Consider the following 24,552-nt stretch of genomic DNA (forward strand, 5'->3'; position numbering starts at 1 on the left):
AATCCTGGGTTAATATTGGGGACCTAATTTTATGGTGCTCACCAAACCTTAAAATTATGATCAGCACCAAGATTGGCTATAATGCTGTTTTGAAAACAGAACTGGTTGATGACCTTCATAAATACCAGGTTCCTCCTGCACCTGCCGGCAGCTTTCCTTACCGTCTGCAACTGGCTCACGAGGACAGTCTAAAGAGTAAAATGGTATTCCACATGACAGGAGATACCGGCGGGACTACATCTTCTGAACAGCAGGAAAGAACAGCGAAGCAAATGGCCGGACAATATTATGGTGCTGATCAAAAAGAAGATCAGCCGGCTTTCCTGTATCACCTTGGAGATATTGTCTACCATTTTGGTGAAGCAGCGGGCTATGCGGATCAGTTCCTGGCGCCTTTTGAATGCTATCCGGCCCCCATCTATGCCATTGCGGGAAATCACGATACTGATGTAAACCCGGACTGCGAGGAGCCTTATGAAAGCCTGGAAGCATTTAGCGCTGCATTTTGTAATACGAGTCCGACAACCATCTATTTTGGCAAGGGGAGCAATAGGAAAAGTCAGGTACAGCCCCATATTTACTGGACCATGGAATCGCCTCTCGCCATCATCATAGGCTTGCATACCAATGTTCCGAAATATGGATACATCAACAGAGAGCAAAGAAACTGGTTTATCTCGGAGCTGAAAAATGCTGCTGAGAACCATCCGGATAAAGCCCTGATCGTATGCATGCACCATGCACCTTATTCAGCTGATGTCAATCACGGATCGAGCAAGCCCATGATTGAATTTTTAGAAGGGGCTTTTAGAGCATCAGGAGTTAAACCTGACGCAGTTTTCAGTGGCCATGTGCACAATTATCAGCGGTTCAGCAAACAGTATCAGGACGGCAAGTCCCTGCCTTATATAGTTGCCGGTGCGGGAGGTTTTGATGAGCTCCACCAACTTGCCGATCCTCTGGATGTGGCCTACGATATCCGGAGCCAGTTATTCGAAGGTCTTCAGCTGGAAAACTATTGTGACGACCGCCACGGATTTTTAAAGATCAGTATCGAAAAAACCCCGTTCAGCTTTACGTTGAACGGAACTTACTATACCATACCTTTTGATCGGCAAATAGAAAAGCCGACGGCTTTTGACCATTTTACGATTGACCTGACCGGTCGCTGAAAATGTGAAATTTATGACCTTTACATTTAGGTCTGACTCTTGATTGCCCTTAACTTTGCAGCAGCAAATCAGTAAAGGAAATGACAGAGTTAGACAAAAGTATTTCTGTAGCAGCATTATTTAGTGTTGTGATCTTACTCGCCGTTGTAGAAATGTACTTTAGTTACATGCACGACAGAAAACATTATAAAAAAAGCGACACACTGGCCAACATTTACTTAATGGCTGTGGCTTTTGTGATTAATGTGACCATGAAAACGGGTACTTTTATGCTGCTCCAATACTTTTATGTGCACTACCGGCTGTTTCAGATCACAAATACCATCGCTTACTGGATCGTACTGGTCCTGGCACAGGACTTTTTGTATTGGGTGCTGCATTATACAGGGCACTATGTGCGCCTGTTCTGGGCAATGCATGTGACCCACCATTCCTCAGAATATTTCAACCTCACTACAGGCTTCCGGTCTACGGTATTTGAGCCGCTTTACCGTGTTTTCTTTTATCTCCCGCTTGCATTGATTGGGTTTAATGCAATTGATATTCTTTTTGCTTACCTGATCACTCAGATCTATGGCAATATGGTGCATACCAGGCTGGTCATGAAATTGCATCCGCTTGTTGAATATATCTTTGTTACACCATCTCACCACCGTGTTCACCATGCCAGTAATTTGCGCTACCTGGACAAGAACATGGGAATGGTGCTGATCTTGTGGGACCGTATTTTTGGCACTTTCCAGGCGGAGGTCGCTGATGAAGAAATCAAGTATGGCCTGACTAAGCAGCCTGAAGATACAGGCCCGGTCAACATCATCTTCCATGAATTCATTGCATTATACCGGGATGTCCGGCGGGCCCCTACCTTTGCTGATAAATTGAAATACATATTTTATCCACCTGGATGGAGCCACGATGGCAGTACGCAAACAGCAAGGGTCATGCAGCAAGCCATTAATTCCCGATGAAAAAACTGAAACAAATTGTTGAAGATATAAAGTTGCTGGACAACAATGATCCGGAACAATTGCAGCAATTGCTCTGGAAACTGATCTGTTATTCGCCAAAAATGCCCGGCCGTATGCATCAGCAGGAATTAACGGACAATGCAGTGAAAGGTCAGCTAAAAGTATATGATGAATTTTTTAGTCAGTCTGAGCTCAGTTTCAATACTTTCAGGTGGGGCAAAGGTCCCGTAAAAGTATTGTTAACACATGGCTGGGGTTCTAAGGCCATTGATTTCAGCGAACTTATTCATACTTTGCTGCAGAACCCGGACATTGAAGTATGGGCTTTTGATGCTCCGGGAAACGGAAGTTCGGAAGGCGAGCTGAGCAACCTCATTCTGTTTGCAGACGCAGTAAAAGAAATGCAAAGAACTTTTGGAATGCCGCATGTCATGATTGGTCACTCGCTTGGTGGCATGGCCAATGCAATGGTGATTGACCAGTCCACTCGATATCCTGAGGTGCTGATCAGCATAGCCCCCCTGGTGAATTTAACGGAGAACTTCAGAACAACTATGACTACCGTGGGTATAACCGAAGAGGCTCAGCTGCAGTTTTTCAAAAGCTTTGAGAAATTGTACGGAATAAATACAGACCGCTTCCTGCTCAATGACATGTACAATAGCTTTGCCGGCAAGGTTAAGCATCTGCTGGTTTATGAACTGAATGATTACATATCCCCTGCTGACTACATCCATACCTTTCTGCAGGAACACCCGGAAATCATTGTATCACAATATGCTGATACTTCGCACGCTAAAATTATCGTAGACCCAAGGGTTATTGCCGAGATCGGTCAGCTTATTAAAGCTGAGTTTAATTAGGCTAAAGCTTTTTGTGCTTAATGTTTTATGCCGGGACCCTGCGGGGGGAGCTGTACGAATTCTGTTTCACCGGGAACAGGGTCAAATGTTTGTTCCAGCCACGCGGTTTTGGCTTCTTCAATCCGTTCACGGGATGAGGCCACAAAGTTCCAGTAAATGAACCTCTCCTCAGGGAAGGCTTCGCCGCCAAAAATATAAACCGTTGTGTTTTCCTGCATGCTGAACTCGCACAGCTTACTGTCTTTGGCCACCAATAGTTGTTTGGGACCAAAAGTATGTTCCTCACTTTCTATCGCACCCTCTAAAATATACAGGGCACTTTCACCAAACAGCCCGGCTCCGATGGTGATGGTTTGCCTTGTGGCGGATTTGAGTTCCAAAAGATAAAGCGGGCTGTAAACGGGTACGGGAGATGTGTGTCCCAGCACCTCCCCTGCGATCAGTTTGAAATGTACACCATCCTGTTCCCAGGCAGGCAGCTCCTCTTCATTAACATGAAAGAATTCCGGCTGCATATGTTCCAGCGATTTGGGCAGTGCTACCCAGATCTGCAGACCATGCATCATCTTATCTGATGTCCGCAGGTATCCTGGCGTCCTTTCCGAATGGACTATGCCTTTTCCGGCAGTCATCCAGTTTACCTGACCGGGCCTGATCTCTACTTCTGTTCCTAAACTGTCTTTGTGCATGATGGCGCCTTCAAAAAGATAGGTAAGTGTGGAAAGGCCAATGTGCGGATGCGGGGGAACGTCAAAATTCTCGTGGTCGCTCATGTAAACCGGCCCCATGTGGTCTATAAATGCAAAAGGCCCGACCATTCTTTTTTCACGAAATGGCAGCAGTCTGCCAACCATAAAATTGCCAATATTGCTGGGTCTTTCTTCGATAATGAGCTGGATGTTTGACATATCTATAAAATATATGTGAATTTACACATAAAAAAGCCCTTCAGCAAATGCTGAAAGGCTTTTGGCGGTATATATGTTTAGGGTATTATTGTTTGTCCCACCAGACCCGGCCTGCAAGGTTATCACCTCCGGGTACGGCTGATGAGGCTGCTTTGTAGTTGGCGTTGTTTTTGGCGGCTTCTTCCACCGGGTACGGAAACCTGCGCGGAATGGTTCCGTTTGTCGCGTTTCCCGGATAAACTACTGGTGTTAGTACAGGGAAACTGCTTCTCCTCCAGTTTGACCAGGTCTCATAGAAATCCAGCATTGTATTGGCGTGCAGCCAGTATTGTGTATTGATCTGCTGAAGACCTGTAAGTGCTACATATGGGTGAGCCGTGACAAAAAGGTCTGCGGTTGCGTCTGATATGGCAAGGCTTGCATCGTATTGCCCCAAATAGGTAATTGCTGCTTTCAATCCATTTGCATAATGCGTGGCGGCGGAACCTCCTATGGCCCACCTTTGTGCGGCTTCAGCGATCAGCAGTTCACTTTCCGCATAGGTCAGGATAAAAGTAAGCCCGTCTCTTTTTATCATGCCCGGATGGGGAGATGAGTATTCGGGGAAAGTGGTATAGGACGGGTCCTGTCTTACGTCCCTTCCTGCAATACCACTGAGGTCTTTTCCATTTGGCATCCCCTTTTGGGAAGCCGGATTGGCATCAAATGCTGCGTTTTGATCCTTTGAGGATTCATCGAGATACAACTTGGTTACTGCTACTTTGCCCAATCTCGGATCTCCGCTGGTTTTCAGCAGATCAATAAAAGTCTTTGACCACTTTACATAATAGTTTTCCTGGCCGCCGTCTCCCAGCAGTACCTGACTGTTTCTGTTTTGGGTGACCCGTGAACCCGCGATATCATGCTTGATAAAAGCATTGTCTTCGTTGCCGCTCATGGTGTTGCCAATGGCTTTCTGTACATAGGTTTTGGCCAAATTTTCGTCAACCTTTGTCAGTCTCATAGCCAGACGCAACAGCAGGGTGTTCCCAAACCGCTTCCATTTAGCAATATCTCCTTTGTAGATGACATCGCCGGTCACTTTGTCCCCTGCCGGGTTTAACGCGGCTGTTGCTTCTTCTACTTCTTTCAGCAGGTCAGCATAAATGGCTTGCTGTTTATCGTATTTGGGATTGAAGTTGCTGGTGTAGTATCCCAATCCGGCTTCTGAATAGGGAACATCTCCGTAAAGGTCCGTGATACGCGCAAAGATCAGCGCCTTCCAAATCCGTGCGACTTGATGCACGTTGCTGTATTTGATATTATCTTTTGTAAATTGTACAACATCGACTACCGGACGTACTTGTTCTATATATGCGCCTACGGCGGTGCTGCCCCAATAGGCAGCTGTATAGCCTTCATTAAGAAGATATTTGTCTCCTGCCCAGTAACTGACAACTGTGGACAGGCCTTGCATCATTGTGGAAGCATAGATCAGGTTTCCTCTCCAGGTATCATAGGCAAAGTCAATACTCCCTGTATAGTTGAGTTGGGCCGAGGTCAAAGTGTAATTGGGATCAAAATTTGTCGGTCCGTATGCGACCGGGTCTGTATTGATATCCTGAAAGTTCTTAGTGCAGCTTGTGGCCGTTAAGATCACGGTCAGCATGAGTATGGTATATTTGTTGATTAGATTCGTTTTCATGTTCTGGATTTAAAGGATTAAAACTTAACACTTAGGTTTACACCGAATGTTCTTACAGGAGGCACACCACCGAGTTCAAGACCCGGGAATGTGGCATTGTAGCTGGATTCAGGATCGATATTATCTGTCTTTTTCATCAGGATGAAAAGGTTCCGGCCTACCAGGTTAACATTTAAGTTCTTTATTTTATTGTTGAACATCGACGCAGGGAAGGTGTAACCTATCATTAGTTGTCTGAATTTGATGAAACTGGCATCCTGAACAAATCTGTTGGATGCGTTATTGGCGGTATTCAGATAAAATGTGGCCGCATTGTTCCCTAAAGCTTCCCGGTTTTCAACTGTGGCCTGATGCAAACCAAATACATAGCCATAATAGTCTGTGGCAGAAAATAGCTTGCCACCCCATTTTCCATCTAAAAGTACAGAAAGGTTGACACCTTTGTAGACAAATTCATTGCTCCAGCCGGCAAACCATTTGTTGATCGCTGACCCATAGGCCTTGAGGTCACCACGTTGTGGTGCTCCTACTGCATCGGTCATGATCTTACCATTGGCGTCATACAGGTAGTCGTAGGCCATGACCTGGCCGATGGCTTTGCCGGGTATGTTTTGAAGAAAGCCTACTCCTGAGCGGGAGGTGCCAAGTAATTGTGAACTCAGTCCTTCTGCGAGTGTCAGTACGGTGTTTTCATTGTAAGTCGCATTCAGTGATGAGGTCCAGCTAAAATCTTTGTTTCTTAGGATTACGCCTGTAATCAATGCCTCTATTCCTTTGTTTTCAATTTCTCCCGCATTCAATACAGCCCCACTGTATCCTGTTGTGGTGGAGGTAGTGATGGTGGATATTTCATCATTTGAACGCTTCTTGTACCACGTGGCATCCAGGTTTAACCTGTCGTTAAAGAACCTGAGCTCTGCCCCGATCTCAAGCTCGCTTGCTTTAGATGCTTTCAGACTCGCATTGGGTACTGCATTGCTTTTGATAATACCCAGCGGGACGCCATTGAGGTTTTCACTTTTGAAAGCATAGGTAAGCGCCGTCCGGTATGGTGTAGTGGCTTGTCCTACCACTGCATAGCCAGCCCTGATCTTACCAAAACTCAGGGCGCCCTGTTCCAGGAGCTCTGAAAATACAAAAGATCCGCTGACCGATGGGTAAAAAACACTTAGTTTGTTTTCTTTCACAGGGGAAGCCAGTGTGGAAAACCAGTCTGACCTGCCGCTTGCAGTCAGGTACAAATAATCTTTAAAGGCAACCTCGAGCGTGCCGTAAAGTGCGTGGGTCTCTTGTTCTGATTCCGAATAGTCGATGGCTTTATTTTTTGCATTGAGTACGTTGTACACGCCGAATACTGCAAATTCCGACCCGTTAGTAGTGGCTTGGCTTACTTGTGTATTCCTGAAACTTGCACCCAAATTTGGTGTGACGCTCAGGTTTTCTGTTGCTTTAAAGGTTTTACCGAGTAATGCATCAACATTGATATCGGCAAATTTAGTTTTCTGATCAGCGATTTTTCCGTTCACATAATACGCAGTTCCGGATGGAACAACATTTTGATAGGTATCTGTATAAGCGTCTCTTCCCGCACGTGCCTGAAGAAAAAGGCCGTTATCAAATGTATACCGGGCATTAAATGAACTGATCTGTCTATCCCGTTTGGTATTGTTTACAAATTCATTTGCTGCAAACCATGGATTGGTAGCATAAGAATTACCTTTATTGTATTGAAGTTCATTTCCAGAAGCATCTTTTCCTGGTTTCAAGTCATTGATGTTGATGCTTGTTGGCAAGAATATGGCGTTATAATTGGCATTTCCCGCACCGTCGGAAAGCATCGGCCTGTTTTTGACCTGCTCAAGGATGTAATTGGTCCGCGCATCAATCGTCAGCCTTTTTACAGGTTCAAAAGTCCCTGTAAAGTTGAACGACTGCCGGTTTAATCCAGAATTAGGCACGATGGAGTTGTTGTTGACGTCATTGGCGGAAAACCGGATGGTGCCCCCTTCAAATGATTTATTCAGTGCAACAGTATTTGTCCAGGTGCCTCCATTGCGGTAAAAATCTTCTATGTTGTTCTTTTGCGCAGTATAGGGTCTGGATACACCATCAAACTGGACAACATTGCTGCCATCGAGTTTCGCACCCCAGCTGGAACCGCCTACATGTGAGGCTGCCGCCCCGTCTGTAGGCTTTAAACCGTTTGCACCCTGTCCGTAGATGTATTGCCAGTCTGTACGGTCCATAACTTGCTCTACGACGTAATTGCTGTTGAAGTCTATACTGTTCCCTTTTCCGCTTTTTGTGGTGATGAGTATGACACCCGCTTTTGCCCGGGAGCCATATAGTGCGGAGGCAGCTGCACCTTTCAATACCGAAATACTTTCAATGTCATCCGGATTGAGATTTCCTACTGCGTCTCCAAGATCAGGTGCATTATCCCACTGGCTGCCCGAGTTCCCGTTCGGATTGTTGTTATGAAGTCCTACCGGGGTATTCTCCATTGGCACTCCGTTGATCACATATAAAGGCTGGCTGGTTTGCCCCAGACTGGATACACCTCTGATCAATATGCTGCTTGCCGCCCCGGCACCACCTGCTGTGGAACTCACATCCAGTCCGGCAACTTTACCAACCAGGGAATTAACCACATTATTTTCCCTCGCCTGAGTCAATGATTCTCCTGCAACCTGTGTCACTGAGTACCCCAATGCCCGGCGTTCTTTCTTAACACCCAATGCTGTCACTACCACTTCATTCAGGAGTTTCGTGTCCTCGGAAAGTATAACCTCCAGATTGATCTTGCCATCTACAGGAACTTCCTTCGTGTCAAAACCTGCATAGGAGATCACAAGTACGGCATTGGCAGGTACCGATAGCGTGAAACGGCCATTGATGTCTGTAGACACCCCCGCGCCACTGCCTTTTATCCGGACAGTAGCTCCGGGAAGGGGATCGCCTTTACTATCTTTGACGGTCCCGCTTATTTTCACATCTGCATGACGGCTGATCACGATCAGACCACCATCGGAAATGGAATATTTGAGGTTGGTGTTGTTAAAGATTGCCGACAGTACATCTGAAACTAATGTATTTTTTACGGTCAGCGTCACATCCCTGTTTACCGGTACACTGGAGGTACTGTATACAAAATGATAATCACTCTGCTCTTCTATGATCTTCAGCACTTTGCTCAATTTGGTCTTTGTCACGTCAAATGAGATCTTTTGCTGTGAAAAGACCGTTGCCGAGACATTGAGACAGGTAATAAAGATAATAATACAGGTCAGCTTCATTAAAATAATGAATTTTAAGAGCGCTCTATAATCAAGGCGCGCTTGCGGTAAGTAATAATTAATCATATTTTTGTTTTTTTGGTTGCTATAAGTATTTGGCAGCAATCTGTTTCCGCATAAAACTGCCATTTGCGTGATCAAAAATTTAGAGGGACGGTGCGTCAACACCGTTCCTTTTTTATTTTGATATGGTGATCTGTTTTCCTTTTATCTCATATTTAAAATGTTCTGCGTCTTGTAATGCGATCAGGACCTCTTCGATGGTTTCTCCGTTGAATGTAGCCGTGAAGCGGTATCTTTCAATATCCTTGTCAGCGAATTTAATGTCGACATTATACCATCTTTCCAACACACTCTTCAGGTCACAAAAGCTCTGGTCGAGAATCTCCAGCTGGTTCCGCGTCCAGGCCATTTCCACAATGGTGCTGTCGTTCACTTTGGTATATTGGTTGATGGTGATCTGAGGGTGACTGTCTGCTGGTTTTACCGTAGTCTTTATACCAGGTCGTGCAAGTTCCTTTTTGTAAAAGGTCACTTTCTGGCTGGGCTTCATAATTATAGAGTTCCCCTTGCTGCCTTTGCCTTCCATCACGATCACTCCTTTGATCAGGACGGCTTCTGATGTAGCTTCGCCGGGGTATACTTTTACATTGAAGCTGGTGCCCAGAACATTGATGTCAAAATCAGAGGTATGCACCTGGAAGGGTTTGCTTTTATCGTGATTTACATCAAAAAATGCTTCTCCCACCAAGCTCACTTCTCTTTTGCTTTCGTTAAAACCTTCGTTAACGGTCAGGGAGCTTTTGGAATTGAGCAAAACTACAGATCCGTCAAGCAAAGTAATTTTTTTGCGTTCGCCCCCTCCGGTAATAAAACGGGCTATCAAATTTTTCTTTGGTACAGCTGCCTGCCGGCTGTTCCTGTATAGAATGGCGACACCTGCGATCAGTATAACTGCTGCAGCTATACGCAGCCAGGTATAATTTTTACGAATGGGAATGGTGGGCCGTTCTTCTGAAAGGGACAAATTTTCTTTCAGCACTTCCAGTTGCCGGTTCAGCGGCTTTTTGTTTCCGCTCAATATGGTGTAAAGACGCCGCGCCTCTTTGATCACATGTTCCTGTTCAGGATGCTGTTTAATGTAATTTTCCCAATATGCAATGCAAAGCTTGTCTGTACCCGCACAGTACAGTTGAAATGTGTTATCTACCAGGAAGTCTTCGACGTTGAAAAGACTACGATCTATCATAATATTTGCGTTTATAGTAACAGTGCCTGAAAAATCCTTTTTTTCCTAAGAAAATTTTACTTTTTCTTACTACAGGCGCACAAATATTTGTCTTTTGGTCTTTTGACAACGAAAATCCTCAGTCTTTGAGTTCTTTCCTGAGCACTTTCAGGGCGTCATAAACGGTATTATATGCTGTCTTAATGGTTTGCTGGGTTTGCTCGGCTATCTGTTCGTAGCTGAGGCCGTCAAAGAACTTTAAATGGATCAATTGTTTTTGCCTGAAGGTCAGTTTTTCTAAGGCACTCTTTAGTTTATACCTTACCAACTCGTCAGTTTGGACTTTTACAATGAATTCTTCATAGGACATCTCCATCCATTCTCCTTCAGCTCCAGCATTTTGGAGTGCATCGCTGATCTTGCGTTTCCGTTCGAGCATGCGCAGGATCTTCCTTTTCAGAAAGGTTCGCAGGTAGGCGGGTACATTGTCAACCCGGTCCAATTGTTCTCTTTTTTGCCAGATGGTGATAAAGACCTGGTCTGTTGCTTCACCTGATGTTTCGGCATCACCGCAGACCCGGATGCCGAAATTGACAAGCTCATAGTAAAGTGCTTTATAAAGATCGAAAAATGCGTCTCTATCGCCTGTACGTATGCGTTCCCACAATAAATGATGTACAAGCTTATTGTCCATTGGTTTGGTTTAGGTTATCGCAATGTTAAGAAAATCTGCGGATAAAATTACTATCTGCCGAATTCGTATGCCAATAGCCTGCCCCGTGCTATTATTTTTTATCATAGCGCCGTACACGCAGCGCCGCCTGTTCTTTATGCCCCATGAATCCTTCAATTTCACACAAGCGCATGGCATATTTCCCGATTTCGGCACTTGCCTCTGGTGTGCAGCGCTGGTAAGTGCAGTTTTTCAAAAATTTACCGACCCAAAGCCCGCCCGTATATCTGGCCGCCTTCATGGTGGGAAGGGTATGATTGGTGCCAATGACCTTGTCCCCATAAGCGACATTGGTCTCCGGTCCTAGAAATAATGCACCATAATTGGTCATTCTGGCCAGAAAAACATTTGGCTCCCTGGTGAGTACTTCAACGTGTTCATAGGCTAATTTATCCGCCTCTGCTATGGCTTCATCTTCACTTTCAACCAGGATAATGGCACCGTTGTCTCTCCAGGCCACCCCGGCAATGTCTGCTGTAGGCAGGGTTTCAAGCTGGCGCTCTATTTCTTTAATGGTTTCATGTGCCAGTTTTTCTGAAGTGGTGATCAATACTCCAGGTGATGTCGGTCCGTGCTCGGCCTGACCCAGCAGGTCGCAGGCAACCATTTCTGCATCTGCCGTTTCATCTGCAATCACCAGGATCTCTGTTGGTCCCGCAAACAGATCAATTCCTACCCTTCCGTAAAGCTGACGTTTTGCCTCGGCTACAAAAGCATTACCCGGACCAACAATGATGTCTACCGGCAGAATGGTCTCTGTACCAATGGCCATTGCAGTCATGGCCTGAATGCCGCCAAGTATGTAAATTTCATCGGCACCTGCGAGGAACATTGCCGCAACGGTAGCCGCCGGTATCTTTCCGTGTATGGCCGGAGTACAGGCGATCACCCTTTTAACACCTGCAACCTTGGCGGTGAGGATGCTCATGTGCGCAGAGGCCACCATCGGGTATCTCCCACCCGGAATATAACACCCCGCACTGTTGATCGGGATATTCTTGTGCCCGAGAAAAACGCCGGGCCTGGTCTCTACTTCAATATCTGTAATGGATGCCCTCTGCTTTTCAGCAAAAAAACGGATCTGTTCCTGGGCAAATTTAATGTCCTCGATGACCTGTTTTGGCAGGGAGCTTACGATTTCGCTGATCTCTGATTCGCTCAAACGAAAGGAAACGGGAGACCATTTGTCAAATTGTTCTGACAGCTTTCTGACTGCGGCATCTCCCTGCGTTTCTATATCCCTGATGATGCGGCTAACGGTTTCTCTGATTTCCGAGTCTGCTTCTTTAAGTTCGATTTCGCTTTTTCCTGTTTTTATAAATCTAGCCATGATAATTTTTGTCCAAATTTCGGTTTCTGTGAAGGAGACTGGTACTACTTTTCTCTCCATTAGTGGTATTATTGTATAAAATTCCGGAGTTTGCCTGCGAATTCGAAAGTTTACGCAATGGAATTTTAGCTAGGTAAATGCTCGTTTTTCCTTCATGACTGGAGTAATATGATGTCCACAGTTCATTTTTTACGATCAGCATTCCCGGATAGCTGGTATCGCCCGAGCTCGGCAATTTTAAGGTTTTAAGTATTTTGCCTTTGAGGTCTGTAACATAAAGCCCGGTAGAGGGGCCCTCATCATATATCCTGGTCCCGATAAGCAGTCTTGTTTGATTAAAAAATATGAAATTAGGGCCGCCAAGCCTGTAGTCCAGTTTGGTATAGGTCCATTGTTTGTACGGTGGCATACTTTCTGCAAGTACTCCCATCCTGTCGCCGGCTTCTCTTCTGATCAGAATGCGCATCTTTCCTTCATGATCAAAGCGGATGGTTGATTCATTTGGCAGGTCATAGACCTCCAGCTTCTTTATATTTTTGAAGTTTATGCCATCAGTGGTTTTCATCAGATAAGGAACCCAGGCGTCTTTGTTTAGGGTTGTCCGGTCTTTCGCGTTTTCCTTTAGCTGGTAATTGACGCCGTATCCTACTCCTTTGTACCAGGTGACCCGCCATATCCAGTCCTGGACCGGATGGATGGCTGGATCGAGAACACATTTTACGGGTGTCGAAAAGTTCGTGCCGTTCTGATCAGAGAAGGCACTCATTGGTACCATCACTGTTGGAACGCCATTCTGAAATACCGCACCGGCCAGGGTGACCATCAGCTTGTTGTCGGGTGTGATCGAAAGCTTGGGGTCACGCAGATCGAGGTTGTCAATTTCCAGCAAGGCTATGCTTTCCCATTTTGATCCGTCTTTTGACTTGAGTACCCGGATCTTTCCGCTGCTTCCGGCGGCAACATGACTTTCACCTTCTCTGAATGAACAATAAAATGCACGCTTAAACTGCATGAGATCGGTGAAGGCCTGGTGGCCGCCCTTGTCCCAGATTTTTGTTACAGTCACCGTGTCCTTATATTTTAATTCAGCCGCTTTTACACAGTCAGAACTATACAGATGAAGAAAGAAGAAGATGAAAAGATATTTTGCCATGATCAAATTTATTGCGGCATTTTCAGAAACAACGCTACGATCTTTTACATTCATAATACTTTTATTCATTTGCCCCGAATTAAATCTGCATTCCGTTTGCTAAAAGCTTTGCTGATGATTAAAATGATGATTATATTTAATTCTTAAATATTTCATTTTAATCTTTGTTATGAAACACACTTATACTTTTCTGCTGCTTTTGTTATTTATTGGCCTGTTGCCGAAAACTTATGCCCAGACACAGCCCAAAGGTTCTGTTGCTGACATTGCTTTTATCCAGGGACAATGGAAAGCAATTACCCCCGGGGGGCAATCTATCGAAGGCGTCTGGCTGGCACCGGAAGGCGAAAATATACTTGGTTTCATGCGCATGATGAAGGGTGGTAAGGCGGACCTCTATGAAATACTGGCATACGAACAATCTGAACAGGGACTGATCTCCATGGTAAAACACTTTCAACCAGGTTTGATCGGAGTGGAAGAAAAAGACAAGCAAGACCGCTATATTTTTGTGGAAGCTGCCAAGGACCGTGCGATTTTCCAGAAAGAAGGTGGTGGCCTGCGCATTTTATATGAAAAACGCTCTGCCAATCAATTTGTTATTGCCAGGGGCAATGAGGAGAATGGCAAATGGGTATACAAGGATCTGTTTGTATTTAACCGCTTAAAATAGCAATAGCTGCCTATAAGGCTCTTTTCCCTTATTGTTACTTTTGTGATAGTATATCTGATTGTACTTGTCATGGGTGCAGGTAGGAGGTTCTGACATAGTTGTATAACCCAGGGGATCATGCAACCCCCTAGCAACCCCCTGGCAAAGGTTGAGAAGTGGTTATAAAGATATAGCAGCATATAGGTATCAGAAGTAGGTGCGAAAGCTTTTTTCCCGCACCTTGTCCATATCCGCAGGCTCGGCACGGCAGTCTCTTAAAGCATCGTCTTACTCATGTAAGATTTTTGAAATTGTTACATTTATGAATAAATAAGTACTAAATTGGTCATTATTCAATCGTCAAAATGGATTACAAAATCAAGTTGTCAGACGGCACTACCCAGATCGTTAAAATCTTTGCCACTACGTATAAAAAGCTTAAAGTATGGAAGCTTAATTTTAACAACGGAAAAGAGATCATGCTCTATAAAGTTGGCTCAGAATGGCTTCAACGTACGGAAGATTATCTGGAGCAGTGTTACGTGGTTGCCATCGGCGCGTATATTGACGGTCTGGAACAGGCTTGATTAAACCTACTTATTGTATACGATGAGATACTGGATTATTGTCATCAGCAAATTACCCGCGACGGCAATGGCGGTATATCCATTTATGATTTTCAAAAACCAGAAGGCAAGTGTCATCAGCCGGATCATCCGGCATGAACTCATCCATTTTCACCAGCAGCTGGAACTCTTGGTCTTGCCTTTTTATGTGCTTTATTTCTTAAACTATCTGTTCAACCTGCTCATCTACCGGGATCATGATAAAGCCTACCGCAATATTTGTTTTGAAGTGGAGGCTTATGCGAATGACGACAACCCGGATTACCTGCTTCAAAGAAAGATGTTTGCCTGGATCAGGCGTCGACCGAAAAAAGTGGATTAAATATTGGGTATCACTGGCACTAAATATTTCATTAGGATGGCAGCTTTGCCGAATTATATCCAGATTATGAATGCATAAAAAACTCTAAATAAAGGGCTTATTGTACTTTATCAGATAAATAATTTGGCGATACCAAAAATACTTGCCATTTTGCTATGTACTACATAAGTAATTAGGAACTATCGTTATCAAAATAATCAAACACGTTGACCTTGAAAGCTATAAGAAGAATTTTTAACCTTAATATTTTATGTTGTCTGATGCCTGTAATCCTGGTGGCACAGGCAAATCAAGCTACACAAAAGAAATACAGAATCCCCCTGGTCATAGGAAAAGAGAATAATACTGTATTACATATTAAAATTGATCTTAAAGAGACTGCTACCTTACAGGAGGTTGATATTCTGACCACGGGAACAGTATCGCTGGATGCTATCAAAAGTGTTAAACTGCTTGCCAGCAGAGATTCAATGGCCATAGACATAATAAAAAATAAAGAACCTATAACATTATTTGCGGAAACCGGGAGCATAAAAGAAAGTAATACTTTCACAGGGGCATTGCCTCTTCAAAAAGGTACTACATACCTTCGGCTGGCCCTTACCTTAAAGGAATCTGCTGACGCCGGCGCATTTTTAAATATAAATGCAACCAGCGTGAAACTAAACACCGGTCGGTTGGAAATAGCACCTGATAATTACAGCAATCGGCTGGGTATTGCTTTGAGGCAGCATACGCAGGACAATGTGCATACTTACCGGATTCCAGGCCTTGCAACAGCTAGTGATGGTACTTTACTGGCAACTTACGACGTCCGTTATGATGGTGAAAGAGATCTGCAGGGAAACATAGATATCGGTCTGTCCAGAAGCACTGATAAAGGTAAAACATGGCAGCCTATGCAAATTGTAATGGATATGGGAACCTGGGGTGACCTTCCCGAAAAATTTAATGGAGTTTCTGATGCAAATATCCTGGTTGATAAAAATACCGGAACCATTTTTATAGCAGGTCTTTGGATGTATGGTGTGATTAATGACCAAGGCAAATGGGTAGAGGGCCTGAACGAAGAAAGTAAGGACTGGAACCATCAATGGATAACTAAAGGCTCACAGCCGGGATTTGGTGTTAAGCAAACCGCTCAGTTCCTGATCGTAAAAAGTACTGACAACGGCAAGACCTGGGGCAAACCAATAAATCTGACCAAAATGTGTAAACAGGAAGAATGGTGGCTATGGGCCCCTGCACCCGGACAGGGAATCACCTTAAAGGACGGCACGCTCATATTTCCTACGCAGGGAAGGGATGCTGAAGGGAAACCTTTTTCCAATATTACTTTTAGCAAAGATGGTGGCAATACCTGGAAAACAAGTAAAGCCGCAGCCCAGGAAGCAACTACTGAAAACATGGTTGTGGAACTTACTGATGGTACTTTAATGTTAAACATGCGTTCGAATGCCAACAGCCATGATACTACCAGCACCAATGGAAGAGCCATTGCAATAACCAAAAATCTCGGGAAAGATTGGACCATACACGCCACATCGCATAATGCCTTGCCAGAGCCAACTTGTATGGCCAGTGTCATCAGGCATGATTTTATACAGAACGGACAAAAAAAATCTGTATTACTCTTTTCTAATCCTGATTCTAAAACGACACGTAAAAATATAACCATTAAAGTAAGTTATGATGACGGCAAGACGTGGCCCGCAGATAAAAAGATTCTGTTGGATGAAGGCAAAAGCAGGGGATATTCCTGCTTGACCAGTGTAGATAATAATACCATCGGAATTTTATATGAAAGCAGTCAGGCCGATATGGTATTTCAGACTGTAAAAATAAATGAACTGCTCTGACCAGTTCAGCTAGAAACAAATCATAAAGAATGTTTCACGTCCAAGATTGCAAAATTGGTTAAAGAAAATGGAACGGGGGATTGTAAAAGCAATCCAGTATTTTATGTGTATTGTCTGGTATCAACAGACAATACACATAAATACATTACCAACCAGGGTTTTGAGTCAATACTCCTGAAGGATACAAGCCAATCTGGCTTGGAGGAATTGGGTAGAGATAATTTTTACGTTCATCAAACTGCCTTACAAATGTCAAGCCTTTATAAGGTTCAATAAAGCCTTCAGCGTTAGTTCTGGCAAAAGGTTGATTTACAGCCGCCGGATAAACTAAAGGATTGAATTTTGCACCCAAAGGTGTTTGTGCTAGAAATTGTCCGGTTTTCCATCTCATGAGATCATCTCTTCTCATTCCTTCAGCCCCAAGCTCTACTCTTCTCTCTCTGCGTATTTCATCCAGAAGTACTGAAATTGCCGGGACTTCCACAATGCTACCATCAAAATCAGAATCAGGGTCGCGCACTAAATTTCCTATCATCATGTGTGGCATTCCTACTCTATCTCTTAATTTATTTATTGATAAATCTAAATCACCTTGAGTAAGTGTTCCCAGTTCTGCCTTGGCTTCCGCATATATTAAATAAATTTCTCCTAAACGAAATATTGGCACGCCGTCGCCTGCAGCATCCGGCACCTGTAGTGCCCTATCAGTTTTACTAAACTTTTTTATACCATATCCAGTTGGAAAATTAGCGTTTAAAGGCGGCACAAATCCATTGTCTTCATTAAAATACATATCGGGACTGGCCAATACCAAATCTTTTTTATTCCATATCGACTGGGTCATTCTTGGATCTCTATTTTCCATTTCGTCCTCTATGTGGTCATAATCCTTTGTTTTGTCAAATAAGGGGCTCAACGAAATTGGAAGTCCATCCTTGCAAAGAAAGTCATCCGCAAATGATTTAGAAAAACCTGTCATTGCCTGCCCAACGATAAAGCGTTGAGACCAGCTTGTAACACCCAAAGCAGTAGAAAAAGTTCTTGACAGGATTGTTTCAGTGCTCGTTGCCGGTTGTGCCAAAGCAAAATAATTATAAAAACTTTTCGAAGGGCCTCCTTCAGTATGGAGAACATATGGGGCTTTCATTATCGCTTCAGCCGACTTTACAGCCTGGTTAAGCAAGTCACCTGCTGGTGCTGTGGTTTTATGGTATTTTCTGTAAGTCCCTTCAAACAAGGCAACTCGTGCTTTAAGGGCATGCGCAACATAAACGTCTATATACTCCTTATTGCCAACTTGTTGTGGCAGGCCGGCAATAGCGGCATCTAAATCGGCAATAATGTTGGCAACTACAGTTGCTCTGGGATCTCTTGGTTTATAAATTTCGGGGTCTGTTTCTGCATGAGCTTTATCAAACCAAGGTACATCTCCGTACTTTCTAACCTTATCAAAATAGAGAAGAGCTCTAAAAAAACGGCCTTCAGCTCTCCAACGAGTTTTTGCGGCATCAGTTAATGAAGAGGTTTCCAATTTGTCGAGGAAATAATTCACTGTTCTTATATTAGCAAAATTCCAGCCCCCGCCTCCGTAATCCGGAGGATTGTCATTAACAGTATTGGTCCCATGAGCAAAAATATTACCGTTTCCACTGGCAATTTGATTATCGCTATCGTTATCTGCAGTCCAGACAAAATCACTAAAACCACGGCCTTCCTTAGGAAAGTAATCATAAAACTGGTTAGAATAAACTCTAAAGTCGCTTTCAGAAGTAAAGAAGTTTACTGCTGTGACGTCACTTTCCGGTGTTAAATCCAATACTTTAGTGCATGAACTTAAGGCGAGTACCAATAAGAGCATCCATTGATATTTATATACGTATTTTTCCATTTTATTTATTTTTAAATGCAAATCCATTTTAAAAAGTAATATTTAAGCCTATAGAGTATGACCGCTGAAATGGATAACTCTTTCCCGGGCCCCAACCATTGAATCCATCCGATGAGATTTCAGGATCAAATCCACTAATGATTTTATCTTTTTCAAATAAATTCTGTCCGGTAAAATAAATACTTGCTGATCGAAACAATGTCTTCTCCAATAAAGTTGATGGCAAACTATAAGACAGGGTCAATTGTTTCATTCTTAGGTAAGCGAAATTCTGTAGGTACCTATCCGAATTTTCATAATTAAACCCTCCCTGGCTACCTAAAACCCTTGGCCAGTACCCACCTTTATTGATCTCAGTCCAATAGTTTAAATGATTAATTTGAGGGGTTCCACTTTCATCCGGCCAAAATAATCCGCCATATAATGCCATATCTCTTTTGCCTACACCTTGCATGAATACATCGATAGAAAAGCCCTTCCACTCAGCACCCAGATTAATTCCAAAAGTATATCTCGGCGTATTATTTCCTATGACTACTAAATCACCCGGATTATTTACCGTTCCAGTACCTCTGTCAATAATTCCATTTCCATCCTGATCTCGGTACCATACATCACCCCCCGCAATAGGCAGCCCTGTTCTATTAGAATAATTTAACCCTGATGATTTATATTGAGCGTTAGATTCAAACAACCCATTGGTTTTAAAACCCCATATTTCACCTATTTTTTGTCCCTCATAGAAAGCCGCTGATAAACTTTTGGTTGGGTTATTATATTTTGTTATTTCTGCCTGTGAATCTCCAATATTGAAGCCTAAGTTATAGTTTACCTCACCTACTTTATGTCTCCACGAAGCTTCCAATTCCCATCCTTTCGTAACTGATTCTACCGCATTAGCTCTTGGTGCACCAGTACCTAAAGTTGCAGGAATTGCTAAACCTGGTCCAAGCTGATCTTTAACCCGTCTTTGAAAATAATCAAATGAAAACCGTAGTCTGGAAGCAAACATTTCTGCATCTACTCCTATATTACTGGAAATTGCCGTTTCCCAAGTCAATGTACTACTTACCAATAAAGGATTACGCACCGAAAGCGGGCGATCGCTGCCTAAAATAGCGCCTGGTCTGAAAGATCCTAATGTAGGAAGATAAGAGAAGTTCAGACTGTTGGAAGTTTCATCATTTACGGATTGATTTCCTAACTCCCCATAAGAACCTCTAATTTTAAATTCTGAAACGATAGGTTTCAACGCCTGGAAGAAAGGCTCTTGAGAAACCCTCCATCCAGCCGACACGGAAGGGAAGAAACCCCATCTGTCTGCTTTAGGAAAACGAGAAGTAGCATCATAACGACCGTTAAATTCGAATAAATATCTATCCATGAAGATATAATTCAAGCGATAAAAGTACCCTTGTAACGCCCAGGCCGTACTTCTTTCTGAGGCAACAGGTGTACCTGTTGTAAGGTTTAGAGATGGAAGTTCGTCAGTAAGAAGATTCTGATTACTTGAACTCGTAAAATGGAACCGCTTCCGTTCCTCATTGTATCCTAATGTAGCTTTCAAATAATGTTTTTCCAGAAATTTCTTTTCATATTCTCCATGAACATTAATGGCATAGTAGTCATTTCTGGTATTATCTAAGAATACTCCTGTTGGAGTAGTATGAACGGTACTGCTAGCTGACAACTCACTCGGCCCTTCATAGCGTTCCACTTTTTTCTTATGCTGCTTCCTTTCATTATAAAAACTATTATAAGAATATGAACCTCTTACCTGAAACCCTTCAAAAGGTTTTAATGTAGTTCCAAGAGTTATCCACGAATCTGTTGCCGCACGCTTATCTCTTCCTCCATCTTTTAAGAGAGCCAGAGGAGACTCTGTATTGGTCCCATCGGGGTTAAAAAGGGGAAGAAAAGGGCTTTTTCTAGTAAGATCATGCCATAAAGTCCCTACACCACTATAAGTATATACATTATCTTGTCGTGTACTGGTTAAAACGGTATTTACATCAAATTTCAACCAATTCGTTGCTTCAATATCCATTTTCCCCCTGATGTTTGAACGGCTGTAGCTATCATTACCATACTTCAAAATCCCATCCTGACCCAGTAAACCCGCCGATAAATAATAAGATATATCTTTATTACTGCCACTCAACGAGACATTATTCGACCTCATTGGACTGGTTTTCTTAAAAATAGCATCAAACCAATCGGTATTGGCAAAATAAAGGTACTTGGTAGGATCATTCGGATTAATTATTGCCGATGGGTTATTGGCAGGATCATTATAATGTGCCAGTAAAAGCGCTTTTGTTTTTGCATCAAAAGGAGGACCCTCTCCAAGATTCTTTGCTTTTTCCTCTCTGAACTGGATATTCTCGCGAGAGTCAACAAGATCCGGAATTTCTGTAGGTTTATTTAAGGAATAGTTTGTACTGTAGGAGACGTTTAATTTCTGTCCTTTTTTTGCGGATTTAGTAGTGATAAGTACCACTCCAAAAGCAGCTCTGGAGCCATATACAGCAGCAGCCGAGGCGTCTTTTAATACAGAAACGCTTTCTACCTCACTTGGATTAAGCAAATTAGGATTCATCTCTACTCCGTCAACAAGGACCAATGGACCTCCGCCGTTTGTAGAAGTAAAACCACGAACATTAAAAGACGCACTAGCACCTGCAGCACCGTCGGAAAATTTAATGTTAAGATTAGGAATTAGTCCTTGTAAACCCTGGCCTAAATTGGTGATAGGTCTGTTTTTGAGAGCTTCACTATTGATAACAGAAACTGCCCCTGTCAAATTCACCTTCTTTTGGGTTCCATAGGCTACAACTACTATTTCCTCCAATCTTGAATCAGCTGTCTTTAATACAATACTTCCTAAATCTTTTTTAACTTTTATTTCTTCACTCACATATCCAATAAACGAAACTTCCAATACAGCTCCTTCGTCAACCCCTTTCAATTGAAAACCGCCATCTGCACCGGTAATCACAGCCTTTGTAGTATTTTTCACCTTTACAGATGCTCCCGGGAGAGGGTTCCCTTCGGAATCTACAACCCTGCCAGAAACATCAATAGCAGAATAAAGCCCCGTATTACTATTAATCAAAGTCTTTTTTAACTTGGCAATAATAATCGTTCTATTTTCCGCCCCGTAGGATAAGGCTTGATTTCCAAAAGATTTTCTTAGAAACTCATTTAACGGTGTTTCTAAAGAAATGTCATTTTTTTTAATTGTTATTTTTTGTGCAAAATCCGTTGCACTTACCTGCATTGTAGTTGCTATAAATAAAACCATTGTTAGTTTCATAATTAACAGAGTTTTTGGTATTAGCCAACTTGGCAGATATAAATTATCAGAGTAATTTCTATACATTTGGTTTCTGTTTAGATAAAAAAAAGAATTCAATACTCATTTTTGGTTTATCAGAGATTCAAGTCGGGAGCGCTTGCGACGCTCCTGATTTTTATATGGTCTCTGTTCTAGTCTGTCCTAAGGTACTTTTCCAGGTCTTCTCATTTTGGTTTGTTTTAGTTAGTTTGGTTATTTGATTAATTAATGAATACTTACTGCTTATTTATATAAAAAATCCAGCTCAGCTATAGCCAAAGATTTCTTGTTTGATGCAATACCTGTTGCTTGTATTTGTATATACCTTGTTGATATTGCTTTTTTAAAATAGTGCGTTCTGGGTGTTGGGTCATTAATCAGATTACCAAACTCAAAGCTCTCTACCATCGTCCAACTTCTACCATCATTGCTAACATGAATCACACCTTTTTCCATCATACCATCTAAAAAATCTCTTGGCGGGGTATAAATAAAGGCTGTTAGACTTGTATTAGCACCCAAATCGACAGCAATCTGACGTTTTTGATCGTCAAGTCCAGAAAGCCAGTAAGTTTGTTTGTCAGCATCAAAGGCCATGACTCCTTTATTTTTACTTGCCTCATTGCTTACGGCTAATAATTTCCAGCTTTTCTTTATCAGGCCAAATGTTTCTGCAGTAACGCTCCCTTTATCTTGGTGTGCCATCGCAACCGCTTTAATTTTACCCGTCGCCATTGAAAATGGACCTGTATATTTTTTTGATAATGTAGTAGGCTCTGTGCCGTCGGTAGTATAATAAATTTCAATGTCTTTACTTAAATTTTCTATTGCATTCTGTCCATGCGGTTTCCATCCAAACTCATGTGTTTTTGGAGATATAGTTAAGAGCCCATTAATGTCTCTCGCAAATTGTAATTGAGGTGGTTTTGTGTAGTAATAATGTGCTTCAATTGTAGCAATAGCTGGATCGGCTCTCGACGAAAGAACTTTCAACCTGAATTTTGACGTGGTAACCTCTGGAAACCTCAATATACGTTTATAACCAATATTTGTTGCTGAAGCAATTTTTTGCCAATTGTTTCCTATCCAAGCCTCAATTACATGCTCTTCTACCCGCTCACCATGAGAGGCTATTGCTTCTTGCAAAACAATTCTGTTTATAGTAACCGGCTTGATTGTAGTAATTTCAATACTTTTTTCTGCTTTATCTAGCAATAAATAGGTATCTAAACTACTATCCAATACCGGTGTTGATCCTTTTGCACCAGCAAACAGATTCCTGCCATAAGTTTCATTAATGCGCTTGCCAACTTCGGACAAGACTTTTACGTCCTCTGAAGAGAATTTACCTTGTCTGTTGGGGGGTATGTTGAGCAAGAAAGTAGAGTTACCACCAACGGCTCTTTCGTAAATATCAAAAACGTCATCAGCACTGCGTACTTTTTGTTTCTCATCATCGCGATAAAACCACCCCTCGCGTATGGAGGTATTTGTCTCGGCTTGTTGGTAATGCAAATATTTTCCCTGGTATAGGTCATCTCTGCTTCCCAAAGATTGTTGCGTTAGATCTGGGAAGTTGCTTATTGTGTGTGGGTTCTCAGAATAGGGAATTATATTCCATTCAGTATCCCGTGTTACGCCTGACTCATTACCACACCAACGAATATCTTCACGTCCAAAAATAACAGCTTTAGGAGCTAAAGTATGTATCAGTCTTTTCCAGGCAGCATAGTTGTATTTCTGACCACCTTTAGTTTTTGGATGTGCACCATCAAACCAGACTTCATCAATCGGACCATATTCTGTTAACAATTCATATAGTTGGTTTAGGAAATATTCATTATAATCATCAACCTCAAATTCAAATTTGGTCTTGCTGGCAAAGGGTCTTCCGGAAACCTGACGGGGAATGGTGCGTTTGTTTACCTTACTTAAATTACCGTATAAACCAGTAGGGCTCTCGATCTGAAATAGATCAGCAGGAGATAAATAAACGCCAAGCTTTAAGCCATATTTTTTGCAAGATGCTGATAATTCCTTCAAAATATCGCCTTTCCCGTTTTTAAAACCTGTGGACATAATGCCATGATTAGTATAACGGCTTTGCCAAAGGACAAATCCGTCATGATGTTTCACAGTAATAATTACCATTTTCATGCCCGCTGTTTTCATCGCCTGGCACCACTGGTCGGTATGTAGTTCCTTTAAATTGAAAATTTCAGGGTCTTCTTTCCCATTGCCCCATTCCATCCGTGTAAAAGTATTAGGGCCAAAATGTATAAAAGCAATAAATTCATTTTTTAACGCACTAAGCTGGTTAGGAGTTGGTACTACATGTGCTGCCTTGGTTATAATCGTAGCCTTGGAATCGTCTGTAGAAACGGCAATTGTGCTTTTCGGCCTTATTCCATCGCTTTGTGCTTCTGTTTTCCAATAAAGCATTGCCATTAAAGTAGTTGCAATAAATATTTTTTTCATTTGAGTTGAGTTAATGATATCGTTCTATAGCTTAAAATGGATGACTTTTACTAAT

The 24,552-nt window shown here is 42.7% G+C and carries 17 protein-coding genes; 7 read left to right on the forward strand and 10 right to left on the reverse strand.

Going from position 1 to position 24,552, the window contains the following annotated elements:
- The first annotated feature begins 56 nt into the window (after positions 1-56).
- The 3 genes from QEP08_RS17805 to QEP08_RS17815 all read left to right on the forward strand — a co-directional run bounded on the left by QEP08_RS17805 (position 57) and on the right by QEP08_RS17815 (position 3,003).
- A complete protein-coding gene (locus QEP08_RS17805; RefSeq protein WP_285059981.1) occupies positions 57-1,172 on the forward strand; it encodes a metallophosphoesterase family protein in 1,116 nt (371 codons plus the stop codon).
- Positions 1,173-1,252: 80 nt separating this feature from the next.
- Positions 1,253-2,140, forward strand: coding sequence for a sterol desaturase family protein (locus tag QEP08_RS17810; protein ID WP_285059982.1), 888 nt, complete (start codon positions 1,253-1,255; stop codon positions 2,138-2,140).
- On the forward strand, positions 2,137-3,003 hold the full coding sequence (locus QEP08_RS17815; RefSeq protein ID WP_285059983.1) for an alpha/beta fold hydrolase: 867 nt from the start codon (positions 2,137-2,139) through the stop codon (positions 3,001-3,003). Before QEP08_RS17810 ends, QEP08_RS17815 begins: the two co-directional genes overlap by 4 nt.
- 17 nt (positions 3,004-3,020) lie before the next feature.
- Here the strand turns inward: QEP08_RS17815 and QEP08_RS17820 are convergent, their stop codons facing one another.
- From QEP08_RS17820 to QEP08_RS17850, 7 genes are all read right to left on the reverse strand, one after another.
- A complete protein-coding gene (locus QEP08_RS17820) occupies positions 3,021-3,911 on the reverse strand; it encodes a pirin family protein (RefSeq protein ID WP_285059984.1) in 891 nt (296 codons plus the stop codon).
- Between the two features lie 85 nt (positions 3,912-3,996).
- The gene (locus tag QEP08_RS17825) at positions 3,997-5,595 is read right to left on the reverse strand and encodes a SusD/RagB family nutrient-binding outer membrane lipoprotein (protein WP_285059985.1); all 1,599 of its coding nucleotides are present in this window, start codon (positions 5,593-5,595) and stop codon (positions 3,997-3,999) included.
- A gap of 17 nt (positions 5,596-5,612) precedes the next feature.
- The gene (locus QEP08_RS17830) at positions 5,613-8,891 is read right to left on the reverse strand and encodes a SusC/RagA family TonB-linked outer membrane protein (protein WP_285059986.1); all 3,279 of its coding nucleotides are present in this window, start codon (positions 8,889-8,891) and stop codon (positions 5,613-5,615) included.
- 178 nt (positions 8,892-9,069) lie between these two features.
- Entirely contained in the window at positions 9,070-10,140 is a 1,071-nt protein-coding gene (locus tag QEP08_RS17835; RefSeq protein ID WP_285059987.1) for a FecR family protein, read from the reverse strand.
- A gap of 118 nt (positions 10,141-10,258) precedes the next feature.
- Positions 10,259-10,813, reverse strand: coding sequence for an RNA polymerase sigma factor (locus tag QEP08_RS17840; RefSeq protein WP_285059988.1), 555 nt, complete (start codon positions 10,811-10,813; stop codon positions 10,259-10,261).
- Positions 10,814-10,904: 91 nt separating this feature from the next.
- Positions 10,905-12,182 carry a histidinol dehydrogenase gene (hisD, locus tag QEP08_RS17845; RefSeq protein WP_285059990.1) on the reverse strand — a complete coding sequence of 426 codons (1,278 nt, stop codon included), beginning with the start codon at positions 12,180-12,182 and terminating at the stop codon, positions 10,905-10,907.
- Positions 12,175-13,404, reverse strand: a complete 1,230-nt coding sequence (locus QEP08_RS17850; RefSeq protein WP_285059992.1) for a hypothetical protein — start codon at positions 13,402-13,404, stop codon at positions 12,175-12,177. The genes hisD and QEP08_RS17850 overlap by 8 nt, the downstream gene beginning before the upstream one ends.
- 100 nt (positions 13,405-13,504) lie before the next feature.
- Between QEP08_RS17850 and QEP08_RS17855 the strand changes: the two genes are divergently transcribed.
- From QEP08_RS17855 to QEP08_RS17870, 4 genes are all read left to right on the forward strand, one after another.
- The gene (locus QEP08_RS17855) at positions 13,505-14,008 is read left to right on the forward strand and encodes a DUF6265 family protein (protein WP_285059993.1); all 504 of its coding nucleotides are present in this window, start codon (positions 13,505-13,507) and stop codon (positions 14,006-14,008) included.
- Positions 14,009-14,352: 344 nt separating this feature from the next.
- Entirely contained in the window at positions 14,353-14,574 is a 222-nt protein-coding gene (locus tag QEP08_RS17860; RefSeq protein ID WP_285059994.1) for a hypothetical protein, read from the forward strand.
- Between the two features lie 22 nt (positions 14,575-14,596).
- Positions 14,597-14,935 (forward strand): hypothetical protein, encoded by a 339-nt coding sequence (locus tag QEP08_RS17865; protein ID WP_285059995.1) that lies wholly within the window; start codon positions 14,597-14,599, stop codon positions 14,933-14,935.
- A gap of 260 nt (positions 14,936-15,195) precedes the next feature.
- Positions 15,196-16,794, forward strand: coding sequence for a sialidase family protein (locus tag QEP08_RS17870; RefSeq protein WP_285059996.1), 1,599 nt, complete (start codon positions 15,196-15,198; stop codon positions 16,792-16,794).
- 145 nt (positions 16,795-16,939) lie between these two features.
- On the opposite strand, the gene QEP08_RS17875 is transcribed toward QEP08_RS17870, so the two are convergent.
- The 3 genes from QEP08_RS17875 to QEP08_RS17885 form a co-directional block, all read right to left on the reverse strand.
- The gene (locus QEP08_RS17875; protein WP_285059997.1) at positions 16,940-18,709 is read right to left on the reverse strand and encodes a RagB/SusD family nutrient uptake outer membrane protein; all 1,770 of its coding nucleotides are present in this window, start codon (positions 18,707-18,709) and stop codon (positions 16,940-16,942) included.
- A gap of 1 nt (position 18,710) precedes the next feature.
- A complete protein-coding gene (locus QEP08_RS17880) occupies positions 18,711-21,998 on the reverse strand; it encodes a SusC/RagA family TonB-linked outer membrane protein (protein ID WP_285059998.1) in 3,288 nt (1,095 codons plus the stop codon).
- 264 nt (positions 21,999-22,262) lie between these two features.
- Complete coding sequence (locus tag QEP08_RS17885; protein ID WP_285059999.1) at positions 22,263-24,497, reverse strand: alpha-L-fucosidase; 2,235 nt, start codon at positions 24,495-24,497, stop codon at positions 22,263-22,265.
- Positions 24,498-24,552 lie beyond the last annotated feature (55 nt).

The sequence above is a fragment of the Pedobacter ginsengisoli genome (assembly GCF_030244015.1).
GTDB classification, from domain to species: Bacteria; Bacteroidota; Bacteroidia; order Sphingobacteriales; family Sphingobacteriaceae; genus Pedobacter; species Pedobacter ginsengisoli.

Coding starts and splice junctions, on each gene's coding strand:
- QEP08_RS17805 (WP_285059981.1), top strand. CDS start 57: ATGATCAGCACCAAGATTGGCTATAATGCTGTTTTGAAAACAGAACTG.
- QEP08_RS17810 (WP_285059982.1), top strand. CDS start 1,253: ATGACAGAGTTAGACAAAAGTATTTCTGTAGCAGCATTATTTAGTGTT.
- QEP08_RS17815 (WP_285059983.1), top strand. CDS start 2,137: ATGAAAAAACTGAAACAAATTGTTGAAGATATAAAGTTGCTGGACAAC.
- QEP08_RS17820 (WP_285059984.1), bottom strand. CDS start 3,911: ATGTCAAACATCCAGCTCATTATCGAAGAAAGACCCAGCAATATTGGC.
- QEP08_RS17825 (WP_285059985.1), bottom strand. CDS start 5,595: ATGAAAACGAATCTAATCAACAAATATACCATACTCATGCTGACCGTG.
- QEP08_RS17830 (WP_285059986.1), bottom strand. CDS start 8,891: ATGAAGCTGACCTGTATTATTATCTTTATTACCTGTCTCAATGTCTCG.
- QEP08_RS17835 (WP_285059987.1), bottom strand. CDS start 10,140: ATGATAGATCGTAGTCTTTTCAACGTCGAAGACTTCCTGGTAGATAAC.
- QEP08_RS17840 (WP_285059988.1), bottom strand. CDS start 10,813: ATGGACAATAAGCTTGTACATCATTTATTGTGGGAACGCATACGTACA.
- hisD (WP_285059990.1), bottom strand. CDS start 12,182: ATGGCTAGATTTATAAAAACAGGAAAAAGCGAAATCGAACTTAAAGAA.
- QEP08_RS17850 (WP_285059992.1), bottom strand. CDS start 13,404: ATGAATAAAAGTATTATGAATGTAAAAGATCGTAGCGTTGTTTCTGAA.
- QEP08_RS17855 (WP_285059993.1), top strand. CDS start 13,505: ATGAAACACACTTATACTTTTCTGCTGCTTTTGTTATTTATTGGCCTG.
- QEP08_RS17860 (WP_285059994.1), top strand. CDS start 14,353: ATGGATTACAAAATCAAGTTGTCAGACGGCACTACCCAGATCGTTAAA.
- QEP08_RS17865 (WP_285059995.1), top strand. CDS start 14,597: ATGAGATACTGGATTATTGTCATCAGCAAATTACCCGCGACGGCAATG.
- QEP08_RS17870 (WP_285059996.1), top strand. CDS start 15,196: ATGCCTGTAATCCTGGTGGCACAGGCAAATCAAGCTACACAAAAGAAA.
- QEP08_RS17875 (WP_285059997.1), bottom strand. CDS start 18,709: ATGGATTTGCATTTAAAAATAAATAAAATGGAAAAATACGTATATAAA.
- QEP08_RS17880 (WP_285059998.1), bottom strand. CDS start 21,998: ATGAAACTAACAATGGTTTTATTTATAGCAACTACAATGCAGGTAAGT.
- QEP08_RS17885 (WP_285059999.1), bottom strand. CDS start 24,497: ATGAAAAAAATATTTATTGCAACTACTTTAATGGCAATGCTTTATTGG.